Source organism: Alcaligenes sp., assembly GCF_050255915.1.
GTDB lineage: Bacteria > Pseudomonadota > Gammaproteobacteria > Burkholderiales > Burkholderiaceae_B > Alcaligenes > Alcaligenes aquatilis.
The window spans coordinates 76,402-87,600 of sequence record NZ_JBFWIQ010000014.1 but is presented as its reverse complement, the minus strand read 5'-3'; the positions used below and the strand labels follow the sequence as shown (position 1 = coordinate 87,600).

The 11,199-nt window shown below is 53.6% G+C and carries 10 protein-coding genes; 4 read left to right on the top strand and 6 right to left on the bottom strand.

Translation table 11 applies throughout. The features are described 5' to 3' along the window. Positions 1-29: 29 nt before the first annotated feature. Complete coding sequence (locus AB7E06_RS16225) at positions 30-782, top strand: SDR family NAD(P)-dependent oxidoreductase (RefSeq protein ID WP_108727834.1); 753 nt, start codon at positions 30-32, stop codon at positions 780-782. Between the two features lie 116 nt (positions 783-898). On the opposite strand, the gene AB7E06_RS16220 is transcribed toward AB7E06_RS16225, so the two are convergent. The 3 genes from AB7E06_RS16220 to AB7E06_RS16210 all read right to left on the bottom strand — a co-directional run bounded on the left by AB7E06_RS16220 (position 899) and on the right by AB7E06_RS16210 (position 4,026). Continuing rightward, positions 899-2,140, bottom strand: a complete 1,242-nt coding sequence (locus tag AB7E06_RS16220; protein WP_427957612.1) for an FKBP-type peptidyl-prolyl cis-trans isomerase N-terminal domain-containing protein — start codon at positions 2,138-2,140, stop codon at positions 899-901. Between the two features lie 8 nt (positions 2,141-2,148). Next, positions 2,149-2,511 carry a hypothetical protein gene (locus tag AB7E06_RS16215; protein WP_427957610.1) on the bottom strand — a complete coding sequence of 121 codons (363 nt, stop codon included), beginning with the start codon at positions 2,509-2,511 and terminating at the stop codon, positions 2,149-2,151. Positions 2,512-2,826: 315 nt separating this feature from the next. After that, positions 2,827-4,026 carry an MFS transporter gene (locus AB7E06_RS16210; RefSeq protein ID WP_321268978.1) on the bottom strand — a complete coding sequence of 400 codons (1,200 nt, stop codon included), beginning with the start codon at positions 4,024-4,026 and terminating at the stop codon, positions 2,827-2,829. A 184-nt stretch (positions 4,027-4,210) separates the two neighbouring features. Between AB7E06_RS16210 and AB7E06_RS16205 the strand changes: the two genes are divergently transcribed. After that, positions 4,211-5,548, top strand: a complete 1,338-nt coding sequence (locus AB7E06_RS16205) for a PLP-dependent aminotransferase family protein (RefSeq protein WP_427957608.1) — start codon at positions 4,211-4,213, stop codon at positions 5,546-5,548. A 682-nt stretch (positions 5,549-6,230) separates the two neighbouring features. Here AB7E06_RS16205 and AB7E06_RS16200 read toward each other — a convergent pair. Both AB7E06_RS16200 and AB7E06_RS16195 read right to left on the bottom strand, forming a co-directional pair. Further along, positions 6,231-7,643, bottom strand: a complete 1,413-nt coding sequence (locus tag AB7E06_RS16200; protein WP_427957606.1) for an amidase — start codon at positions 7,641-7,643, stop codon at positions 6,231-6,233. Beyond that, entirely contained in the window at positions 7,636-7,818 is a 183-nt protein-coding gene (locus tag AB7E06_RS16195) for a hypothetical protein (RefSeq protein ID WP_026484623.1), read from the bottom strand. The genes AB7E06_RS16200 and AB7E06_RS16195 overlap by 8 nt, the downstream gene beginning before the upstream one ends. Positions 7,819-8,202: 384 nt before the next feature. On the opposite strand from AB7E06_RS16195, the gene AB7E06_RS16190 reads away from it, so the two are divergent. Both AB7E06_RS16190 and AB7E06_RS16185 read left to right on the top strand, forming a co-directional pair. After that, positions 8,203-9,330, top strand: a complete 1,128-nt coding sequence (locus tag AB7E06_RS16190) for a fimbrial protein (RefSeq protein WP_427957604.1) — start codon at positions 8,203-8,205, stop codon at positions 9,328-9,330. A 277-nt stretch (positions 9,331-9,607) separates the two neighbouring features. Continuing rightward, positions 9,608-10,522 (top strand): EAL domain-containing protein, encoded by a 915-nt coding sequence (locus tag AB7E06_RS16185; RefSeq protein ID WP_427957602.1) that lies wholly within the window; start codon positions 9,608-9,610, stop codon positions 10,520-10,522. Here AB7E06_RS16185 and AB7E06_RS16180 read toward each other — a convergent pair. Then, complete coding sequence (locus tag AB7E06_RS16180) at positions 10,519-11,178, bottom strand: response regulator (RefSeq protein WP_230017606.1); 660 nt, start codon at positions 11,176-11,178, stop codon at positions 10,519-10,521. The two genes, AB7E06_RS16185 and AB7E06_RS16180, sit on opposite strands and share 4 nt — an antisense overlap. Positions 11,179-11,199: the final 21 nt, after the last annotated feature.

Here is an 11,199-nt window from a genome sequence, read left to right as displayed (position 1 = left end):
TCCAGTGAATTTTTGAAGGAGTTGTCAGTATGAAGTACTCATTTTCCGGCCATTCTGTTCTGGTGACGGGCGCCGCTTCGGGTATCGGTGCCGCAACGGCCCGCCTGCTGGCGGCCAATGGTCTGTCGGTTGTGGTGTCTGATGTACAGGCCGACGCGGTCCAGGCCGTGGTCAAGGAAATTGAGCAGGCCGGTGGCAAGGCGGTGGCGAACGTGGCCGACGTGACTCAGCCCGATCAGTTGAAAGCCGCTGTTGATGGCGCTATTGAACATTTCGGTGCTTTGCACTTTGCCGTCAATAACGCCGGTGTGGCCGGGGATTCCGGCCCGGCTGGCGAGATGGATCTGGACGGCTGGCGTCGCCTGATCGACATCAACCTGAACGGCGTGGCCTATGGTCTGCGCTATCAGATCCCCGCCATTTTGGCTGCCGGCGGGGGCGCTATCGTCAATATGTCGTCCATCATGGGGCTGGTGGCCAACCCCACTTTGCCCGGCTACAACGCCGCCAAACACGGGGTGATTGGCTTGAGTCGCTCTGCTGCGCTGGAGTATTCCTCCAAAGGTGTACGCATCAACACCATCCACCCCGGTTATGTGGATACGCCGATTCTGTCGGGTTTAGATGATGCCGCCCGTGCAGCACTCGTGGACCAACATCCGATTGGCCGTTTGGGTCATGCCGATGAAATTGCCCACGCGATTGCTTTCCTGCTCTCGGACGGGGCCAGTTTCATGACGGGGGCGTGCATGGTGGCCGATGGCGGGTATACCGCCAAGTAAGCGATCATGGTAGAAGTTCTTTTTTCGTTTGAAGGCATGAATCCGCCACCGTAGCTTGGGACTTAAACCAGTCAAGATGCCGATACTCGATTTTTATACGAGTATCGGCATTTTTCTTATTTCACACCGATGATCCTGATAGTGGTAATTGATACCGAACCGGGCGGCACTCCGGTGCTTGCATGAGCCTCGGTGATGGGGATATGGACTCTTGCAGAGCCGCCAATACCTAGCTGTTTGACGATGCTTTGAAATAAGGGGGGCAAATCTTTAGTCAGGCTGGTTTTGCTTTCTCTGGCGGCCAGTATTTCCCCTGTTCCCAGCTCTTCGTCCAGCTCAAACAAGATGTCGCTGCTGGCGGTCACCATGGGTGCTTTGCCTTTGTTCAAGATCTTGTAAACCGTGCCATCCTGCATTTTGACTGCCCCCTTTTCTGCCGCCGCTGCAGCCAGAACCGATTGGGCCTGTTTCTCGTTCTTGGACAGCATGGCCTGTTCCAATAGTTTGTCGACATTGGCCAGTTCTACGGAAATGATGCTGGAGGACAATTGCAGGCGCTGGTCTATCTTGTCGCTAAAACCTTGGGAGAAGGCTTGTAAATCTAGCTTCTTGCCGATAGAGGCCAGTTTCTGTGTCTCGTGTGGCGCACTGTCGGCATACCAGGTACCGATGGCGTAGCTAAGACGAACATCGGCTGATGCCGCATTATTTACAATCATGCGCCTGGGCACGCCAGTGGGTTCGGCCTGGTTTGAGGTCAGTGCTTGTGCGACCAGCCGGTGCTGCAAGTCTTGCTTTGCTGCTTTCAAGTCGTCAATGTCTTTCTTGAGAGAGGCTATTTCAATCGCAGCCTGCCTGCTGTCTTGTGACAGGCCATTGGGCAGGTCGTGGCCACGAGTTTTTTGCAAATTCTCCAGCTCTGATTCCAGAGCATGTTTCTGGTTCAGCTCTTGTTCCAGGCGCTGACTTAAATCCTTGATGCGCGCCAGGTTCTGTTCCTGATCGAGAGCAATGGGGGCCAAGATCATGGAGCCGTCTGGCTCTGCGTGTAGTTGCAGCAACTGTTGTTGCAGTTGGCTGTTCAGGTTTTCGCTATCTGACAAGCGTTGTTGTAAGGCGATCAGTTGTGTGTTGGCCTGATGCAGCTCGTTTCTGAGTAAGGCATGGTGCTCGGCCTGGTTTGTGGTGTTCGGTGTGACGGGGATGGCGTTGGCTCGTGCCGAGTGCTCGTCCCCTTGCGGGCGGGCAAGGCCATCGCCAATGATCTTTTCGTGGGCCAAGCGGTCCAGAAGACCAGTGCCAACCGAATGGGATGCCTCGTAAAACAGCAGCAAACTGCAGCAAAGTGCTGCGTTCATGTACTTTCTCATAGCTTGTTCAGGCTTTGAACGCGATCCAGCATGTTGGAGTAGACAGCGTTATTAATCCGAACACAAACCAGAGATAGCATCTTATTGACTTCGGTCAGCATGACTTCAGAGGCGTTTTCATCAATCAATGCTTCATTGGATTTGTAGACGCCAAAATTCTCGTCAATAGTTTGCATTTGCTGTCGGTATTTTTCGTAGGCAAGCGGATCCAGCTCTTTTAGCGCGGCGAATTCTTGATAGCATTTATCTTCCTGGCTGGAGGCAATGGGCGCTTCAGTCGTGTGGGTAGGGGTGGTGGCTTGGCAAGCAGATAAAATAAAGGCGGCCACAATGGCCGCGCCGGGAAAGGTAAATCGCATAAATTCCTCGAGATGTTCGACTATCTTTATTCCGTTTTTTGAGGGGCGAGCATTGAATTCGAGCCGTGCTGCAAACCGAGAAAATGGTGGGCCTGGCGCCTGTTTAGGCGATGGTCCGTTCGAATAGAGGCAGTTTGCATTAGCGTGTTGTGTGCATGAAATTGGAACATGCAGATTCAGCTTGCGAAGTAAGAACTATCTGATTTTCATGGCTTTCGATTATTGATGCAGGCAAAAAAATCGCCGCTTTCCATACAGGTCAGCGGCGATTTCATCGATAACGGCGAGTCTGTTGTGATCTTGGCAGACCCGGTTCTAAGGCTTGGTGTTTGTCGTTGTGGGCTGGATATAGAGTAGGGACAGCAGCAATAGCACCAGGCAGATAATGGCGGACAGAATATTGGTGCCGCCCCAGCCAGCAAAGCTGAACAGAAAGGCCGGAGCGAAGGCCCCCAGTGTGGCGCAGATGGAAACCCCCAGATCATTCACACCCTGTACTTCCAGAGAGTGCGGTTTGCCTTCCAGGGCCTGTGTCAGCAAGGCGCTGCCACCCACATAAGTAAAGTTCCAGCCTAAGCCTAGAATCAATAAGGAAAGGCTGAGCGTCGTATAGCTGTGGCCCACGATGTTGATCAGGCTGCTCAAGAGCAAAAGCAAAATACCGGTAATGGCAATGGTTTTCAAACCAAACTTTTGAATCAGAAAGCCGGTAAAGAAAGAAGGGGCGAACATGGCCAGTACATGCCATTGAATCGCGGTGCTGATATCTGAAAAATGCACATGCAGGTGGGACATGTGCATGGAGGCCTGAATCATCAGCAGGTTCATGATGCCGTAGCCAATCGCGGCGATGCAAATGGCGATGGCCAGTGTCTTGTTATGCAGTACCAGGCTTAAGGTCTGGCCACGGTTGCCTGGTTTGCGTGCAGCCTGTTGAGCAGGCTGTATGGGTTTGATGCACAGATTCAGAATGAATGAGACGACGGCCAACACGGTGAAAGCGGCATAGCAGGCGGCAAACTCGGGCCCAAAGCTGCTGGTTTTCAAACCCCGTATCAGCAAAGGGCCCGATACGGCGGCAATCACCCCTCCGGCTACGACCAAGGAAATGGCTCGCGGTTTTAACGCGGCGCTAAGCCCGTCGGTGGCGGCAAAGCGGTTGAAGTTGGCAAAGGCAATATAAATACCTAGTAGGGCATGTGAGGCCACCAGCCAGGAAAACTGCTTCATTTCGATTGCCCAGTAACCGACCACGCCAGAGGCGGCCAAGGGCAGACAGGCCAGCAGAAAGGATTTTTTTCGGCCTATGGCGGCCATCAGCTTGGACGCAGGCAGGGTAAACAGCATCACAAACAGGAACTGAAAACCGTAAGGCACGGTCGATAGCCAGGCTTCGGGCGCCAGACTGCCGCCGACCAGTGCTGCCATGGTGACGGACATGACGGCAGTAGTCAGGTTGATGGATTGGGCCAGGAAATACAGGTAGGTTCGAGATGGAAGATGAGTGGATGTCATGGTGCTGCGCGGTGATAGATAGACCTTTCAAGGGGAACGACTGTCTCGGCTCCAACGGTGGCTGAGTGCGTGAAAACGGTGGGGACCATTTTGTATGTTCACGATGCGCTTGTCTCGAACAGTGGGTGTACTATCCTGAAAACTGTTAGTTAATTTTTTCTAACAGTGTTAAGAGGCAGGCAGCATGGATTTTTATGAGCGTCTGAAGGAAGCGATTGTTCAGGGTGAATGGGCGGTGGGGCAGCCGTTGCCGTCCATCCGCAAGATGATGGCGACAGAAAAACTGAGCCATCACACCGTGGTCAGTGCCTACACCCGTCTGGTTGGCCAGGGGATGCTGGAGGCCTTGCAAGGTCGCGGTTATTTTGTGGCTCGCTGGTCTGGTTTGGGGGAGCATTTGCCTCTGTCCCCTTGTGAAGCGGCACGGGACCCTTTGCTCAAGATCTTGCAGGCCAAGCCCGAGCAGTGCAAGTTGGGTTGTGGTTGGTTGCCTGTACCGTGGAGGGATACGGATGCCTTGGCCAAGGCTATACGCAAGACAGCGCGCTCGGGGCGCAGTGGTCTGGTGGAGTATGGAGATATTCAGGGCTATCTGCCGCTGCGCAAGCAGTTGTCCATGCTGTTGCGGCAATCGACCTTGATTGAGGTGTCCCCCCAGCAAATTGTGACGACCTTAGGTGCGACACAAGCGTTGGATCTGATCGCCCGAATTGTGATTCGTCAGGGTGATTATGTTCTGGTGGATGAGCCTTGTAGCAGCAATCTGATCAAGCTGATCCGCTTGTGTGGGGGTGTGCCTGTTGGTGTGCCGCGCTTGGCCGATGGGCCGGATGTGGTGGCTTTGGAGCAGATTCTGCAGGCGCACAAGGTACGGGCGTTTTTCTGCAATAGTACCTTTCATAATCCGACTGGGGCGGGCTTAAGTCCCAAGGTGGCTTTTGCCGTGGTCAAGCTGGCGGCGGAGCACGATTTCCTGATTGTCGAGGATGATGTGTATGGGGATTTCTTCCCCGGTGTGCGGCAGACTTTCGCGGGGCTGGGAGATTTGGAGCATGTGGTTTATATAGGCAGTTTTTCCAAGTCCTTGTCGGCCTCTTTGCGGATTGGCTATATCGCCTGTGGGACGTCGTTGCTCGATCCTTTGATTCGTTTGAAGTTGTTGACCAGCGTGGCTGTGCCAGGGTTTTGTGAGCGTTTCGTCAATACCATTTTGGCCGATGGCACCTATGCGAAACATACGCAGGCAATTCAGCGGCAGTTGATGACGCATCAGCACATTGCACAAAAGGCGTTGACGGAATATGGCTGGGTGTTTGAGGTTCCAGCGCAGGGCGGGATGTTTTTGTGGGTCGGACATCCGCAGATGCCGGATTTGACGGCTTATATAGAGAGGCTGGAACAGCAGGGGATCTTGCTGATGCCGGGGGCCTCGTTTGCTGTAGACAAGGATTTTAGGGACAGGATGCGCTTGAATGTGGCGCATTTGGCGCAGGAGGTGATGCCTTGCTTGGGGTGGGTGTAATGCCTGCGCTGTTTGACTTCGTTTAGATTGTTTTCTTGTCTGAAGTGCCTCGGGTTGGTAGCAGGGGGGCTCGTTCTGAAAGACGCCATTCGGGTTCGCCCCAGGGCTGAGCGGCTGAGTCCTTGCCGACGCTGCGCGTCGGTCCCCTTGGCAATTGCAGGATACGGGCGCGCCCTTAACTTGCCCGGTGATGTGTCCCCCGGACACATCACAAGCGTCGGGCACGAACAGAAGGGCGCTTGCACCCCGTATCCCGCAATCGCCCGCGGCAAGAACTCTGACTCGCCGCTCAGCCCTGGGGCGAACCCGAATGGCTTATTGAAAGAAAATAGAGTCCCTCTGTGTTTACGATTTTGATGGCTTTGGCTTTGGCTTTGGCTTTGAACTGGTGGTGGATGCTTTGTCTTTGCCTGGCTTGGTCGGATGCGGGGGTATCGGGCCAGTTCGGGTGGGATCAAACGGTCTGAGTCCACTTAAGTGACTGAGCCGACAAGGAGTAGCCCGACGTGTTTGGCGCCCAGCTTGGGGTGCTGAAAGACGAAGATAGCTCAGAGTCGTATTTTTGTTGTTTTCGCTAGCTGGGTCCAAGCTGAACAGATTGCGTCTTTTAGTCGCTTTACTAAAGAAAGCCCTTGTCTGCGGTTGGCGGACAGGGGCTTGTTCCTGTGGTGCTTTGTTGAGCTTACGGTTTCAGGACGGGGTGGTGTCCTGCCAGTGGTTTCATGTTTTCCACGGCGTAGGCGACGTTCAAGATGCGGGCTTCTTCAAAGGCGGGGCCGATGATTTGCAGGCCCACGGGCATGCCCTCAGATATACCGGCGGGTACGGTGATGGCGGGTAGGCCGGTCAGGTTGCTGGGGCCGGTAAAGCGGATGCCTTCATCGATGAAGTCCAGGGTTTTGCCGTTGATATTGACGGTATCGGTGCCGATATTGGGTACCTGGCAAGGCAGGGTGGGGGCAATGATGACGTCGACGTCGTTGAAGGTGGCGGTAAATTGCTGTTTCAACGCACGGCGTACTTGCTGGGCTTGCAGGTAGTCGATACCGCTGAACAGTTCGCCCAGTTCAAACAGGAAGCGGATGTCGCCGCCAAAATCGTCGGGGCGCTTGATCAGGTCCTGATGGTGGATGGTGGCGGCTTCGGTCAGGCTGACTGCCAGTTCGGCCCATTCGGAGTAGCGCAGGGCGGGGACGTTCAGCGGGATGACTTTGGCCCCTTGTTTTTCCAGGTCGGCCAGACGGTCGCGGATCACTTTTTCGATACCGGCGTCTACGTTCTTGAAGAAATAGTCTTCGATGATGCCGATGCGCAGTCCTTTGACATTCCCATTGAGCGCGTTCAGGTAGGAGCCGACCGGGACCTTGGCGCATGTGGGGTCGCGGCCATCAAAACCAGCAATTACTTCCAGCATGGCGGCGGCGTCAGCGACGGTTTTGGACATGGGACCGACGTGGTCCAGGGTCCAGGCCAGGGGGTAGACGCCGAATTTGCTGACGCGGCCATGGGTGGGTTTCAGGCCGACGATGCCGCATGCAGCCGATGGGATACGAATGGAACCGGCGGTGTCGGTGCCCAGGGTGTTGTAGGAGCTGTGGGAGGCCACGGCCGCACCCGAGCCACCGCTGGAGCCACCGGGGACGCGGTCGGCATTCCAGGGATTATGGACGGCGCCAAAGTGCGGGTTGTTGTTGTCGATGCCCCAGGCGTATTCGTGCATGTTCAGCTTGCCGGTGAAGATCACCCCGGCATCGCGCAGCTTGGTAGCCACGGTGGCGTCGTCTTTGGAGACAAAGTCCTTGTGGATTTTGGAGGCCATGGTGGTGACCTCGTTCGCAAAGTAAATATTGTCTTTCAGGGCTAGCGGAACACCGTGGAAAACGCCTTTGTACTTTCCGGCCATGATGTCCTGTTCCGCTTGTTTGGCGCTTTTGCGGGCCTGCTCAGCGGTAACGGAAATATAGGCGTTGGTTTGCTTGTTGGATTGCTCGATGTAGGCCAGCAGGTTGTCGGTCACTTCAACGGGAGAGACGGCTTTGCTGCGCAGCTTGTCGGCCAGGTCGATAACGCTCAGTTCAAGTAGGTCTTTATTCATGGTGGTCTCCTCCGGCCAGGTGTTTGATGGCGACGTCTGCATCGTCAATGGCAATGCCTTCCAGATTGCCTTTCATGGCCTGGATCTCGCGCCATTTGACCTCCAGCTTCTCCAGATGCTGGGGGCTGGGATGTATCCCTTTTGCGGCCAAGGCGTCTTTCACACTTACCGTCATTTGTCTTCTCCTTGTGGTGGTCATAAAACAGGCATGCATCAATCGCGCGCACAAAAAAAGCCCCACCCCTGGTGTCAGGGAGTGAGGCTTTATTGCCTGCATGTCGCTGGCAACTTTGGCAGCGCATGCATCTGTTTTGGCAGACGAAGATGTCTGCTTATTTAATCTACAAAATATGCCTTCTGAAAAATACTAGGGTTTTCCAGTGCTGTAGGCGACGACGTGTGCCCGGTGTATGCAACAGCAGGAAGTCATTGGAGTTTATCTGTCGTGCCCTGCCAATAAGTACATGAAGGGGCACAAGAGAACTTATAAGAATAGTCTTATTTATATGCTTTCTTGTGAATGGTTAAATGATCAAGTACCGGCAATAGGTGAATAAAAATGACGAAAAAATTAAATAGAAACATGAATGAAATTATCTTCATGTGTTTTTTTGTTCTTATGTTTTTTATAAATCCCAACGTATATGCCCAGACGTCACAATGCTACAGGGCAAGCGGCGGGCATATATATAATTGGGTCACTTACCCAATCAAGGGTGAGGTCTACAATAGACAGATTCTTGCCACTGCCTCTACCACTTTTCTTTTCAGTTATCCAGCCAATCTACCTAAGGCGTACGTGGAAATGAGGGGTGGAGCGGATGCTTTATATCCGGATGAGGTTGTCCCCATGCGCGAAATGCCTGGGGTAGGTGTGCGTATACGCTGGATGGGGCATTACGCTCAGGGGAGCTACAATTTTGTTCCTAGTCATGAAGCTCCGAGTGGGACCACGGTAACTAACCCCCATGAGTTCACTTTGCTGGTTGGATCTGCACCTGCAAGTTTTGGTATTTCCTATACCTTTCAATACGAAGTGGTGGTTATTGATGCCAAAGCATATCAGGGAGGAAAGCCGGATTTTAAACGGTCGGGAATTGGTAACGGTCGGGTATTTGGAGGTCCTCTTCAAGGAAACCGATCTTTGTGCAGAGATGGTTCCTTCGATTTACTGGGAATGTTGTCCCAGGATACGACTGTTCCTGAGTTGCCACGCCCCTCCGTACCGACTTGTGCCTCGGCCGATTTGAATGTGGTGGCCACTATGTCGCCTGTAATGGTCTCTGAGTTGGCTTCGGCAGGCAGTCAGCGGAGCCAGGGAGTTACTGGGCAATACAATTTTGATCTGATCGGCAAGCAGTGTCCAGTGGGCACGACGATCAAAGCGTTCTTTACTGACGCACGTGCACCGTCTGCTTCTAATGCTTATGTCACATCGTCACACCCGGAAGTAGGAGTGCGGCTGTATCACCGCGATAGCCAGACAGCGATTAAGCTAGGGCCTGCTCCCGTTGGTTCAACGTTGCCAGAACGTCAGGCTGTCGTTGAGGGGCCATCCGCCAGTACTACAAGTGATATGTACATGCCAATTACTGCTCAGTATGTAATGATGCCAGGTGTGACTAAAACGGCGGTGACACCCGGTAGTATGAATGCAGAGGCAGTGGTCACTTTTATGTATGACTAATGGCCCAATGGTTTGAGCCTCTTGTATCGTTTGCCGGTTCTGTATCGTTTAAAGCCCTGTTCCTTTAGTTTGGAACAGGGTTTTTTTTATTGTTGATTGACAGTTCAAAAGATCAACTGAGGCTCCGGTTTTCCTAGACTGTTTTGTAGCTGACACGTTTTTTCGGATTATTCCTAGACCCGTCAAGCCGCTGGAATCTTAAGATTTAAAGCATCGATGATGGCAACTGAACCGCAAGGCGATTTGGGATGCACATCTCTTGTTGCCGGGGCTCTTCATGTTTGCACCTTCTACGTTTCAAGTACCGTCCGGATGTCTGACTTATCGACCTGCCCGGAAGCTGGCGCGTCCTGTGCGTCCTGTCCGTTCGGATGCGGCTTTGTGGGTGCCGGAGCGTGAGGCGCTCAATCAGTCCGGTGCCGCCATTATCAGTCGCTCTGTCTTGCTTGACGCCTTGCACAAGGACCAGATTCAGGCATGGCTGCAGCCCAAGGTGGCGGTACGCTCTCAGAAGCTGGTGGCGCTGGAAGCCTTGGCCCGTTGGCGTCATCCACAGCTGGGCTTGTTGTCGCCCCATGTATTTTTACCCTGGTTCAGCGAGCACGGTCTGGACGAGGCCTTGTTGATGCATATTTTGCAAGAGGTGCTGGGTCTGCAGGCTTACTGGCGGCGCCAAGGTATGGTGATGCCCGTGTCGGTAAACTTGCCTACGCATTTGCTCAATGATGCTGGTTTGCCAGATCGCTTGATGGCTTGTGTGCAAGCCAAGCAGGGTCGGGCCGATGACATTACTTTTGAGTTGCTGGAGAACTCGGATACCAAGACGCCCTGTGCCTTGTTTATGGGGGCTTGTCGTTTGGTGGCAATGGGTTTTGGGTTGGCCCAGGATGATGCAGGCGTGCAGTACAGTTCGATGGAGCGGCTGGTTGGTGCGCCGTTTTCGGAACTGAAGCTGGATCGGCGTTTTGTGCATGGCCTGTCTGCCGATCGCCAGCAAGCCGTGCAGGTGTTGGATTGGATTGCTAGCGCCAAGGAGCGTGGTATGTGCGTGACGGCGGAAGGCGTGGAAGCTCAGGCAGATCTGGAGCTGTTGCAGCAAATGGGTTGTGATTATGCCCAAGGCTATTTATTTGCCAAGCCCGCTCCGGCCTTTGAACTGGATATGTGGATTCGGCAGCGTTGGGCCGTCTAGGTAAACAGGTTGTTTTGAGTACAGAACGCAATCAGGGCCTGGTTGTTGTTTACATTCAACTTGCGCATGGCGGATGCTTTTTGTGCGCTGATGGTTTTGATACTGCGATTTAATTGTTCTGCAATGCTGCTGATGGAGTCTCCCATGGCAAACAGGCGCAGTACTTCAAACTCACGAGGGCTCAGGGATGCCAGACGATCGGGTACCGAGCTTTCCAGCACCTCTTTGGGTGTGTCTTGTTTGAAATTGGCCGGGTAGTACTTTACGCCCTGGCGCAGCAAATGCAGGGCGACCAGGACTTCAGACAGCTCGTCTTGTTTGAGGACAACCCCTTGTACGCCAGCGTCGTACAAAGAAGAAATAATCATGGGGTTGGACACCATGGTCAGTACTATCAGCTTGACCTCAGGAAAGCGGCGTCGCAGATAAGAAATGAAGCGCATTCCATCGCCATATTGCTCATCGCCGGGCATGGAATAATCGGTAATGATGGCATCGGGTTGGCTTTTTTGCAGATGCTCGACCAGCTCTGAGGGGCTGGCCGCCACGGCATCGACACTCAGGTTGATATCGCGTCCCAGCAGCTCGCGTATACCCATCAGGATTAATGGGTGATCGTCAGCAATGATGACGCGCAGTTTTTGAATCGCGGGCATACCGGGGTTCCTTGCTTGTTT

Coding starts and splice junctions, on each gene's coding strand:
- AB7E06_RS16225 (WP_108727834.1), top strand. CDS start 30: ATGAAGTACTCATTTTCCGGCCATTCTGTTCTGGTGACGGGCGCCGCT.
- AB7E06_RS16220 (WP_427957612.1), bottom strand. CDS start 2,140: ATGAACGCAGCACTTTGCTGCAGTTTGCTGCTGTTTTACGAGGCATCC.
- AB7E06_RS16215 (WP_427957610.1), bottom strand. CDS start 2,511: ATGCGATTTACCTTTCCCGGCGCGGCCATTGTGGCCGCCTTTATTTTA.
- AB7E06_RS16210 (WP_321268978.1), bottom strand. CDS start 4,026: ATGACATCCACTCATCTTCCATCTCGAACCTACCTGTATTTCCTGGCC.
- AB7E06_RS16205 (WP_427957608.1), top strand. CDS start 4,211: ATGGATTTTTATGAGCGTCTGAAGGAAGCGATTGTTCAGGGTGAATGG.
- AB7E06_RS16200 (WP_427957606.1), bottom strand. CDS start 7,643: ATGAATAAAGACCTACTTGAACTGAGCGTTATCGACCTGGCCGACAAG.
- AB7E06_RS16195 (WP_026484623.1), bottom strand. CDS start 7,818: ATGACGGTAAGTGTGAAAGACGCCTTGGCCGCAAAAGGGATACATCCC.
- AB7E06_RS16190 (WP_427957604.1), top strand. CDS start 8,203: ATGACGAAAAAATTAAATAGAAACATGAATGAAATTATCTTCATGTGT.
- AB7E06_RS16185 (WP_427957602.1), top strand. CDS start 9,608: ATGTTTGCACCTTCTACGTTTCAAGTACCGTCCGGATGTCTGACTTAT.
- AB7E06_RS16180 (WP_230017606.1), bottom strand. CDS start 11,178: ATGCCCGCGATTCAAAAACTGCGCGTCATCATTGCTGACGATCACCCA.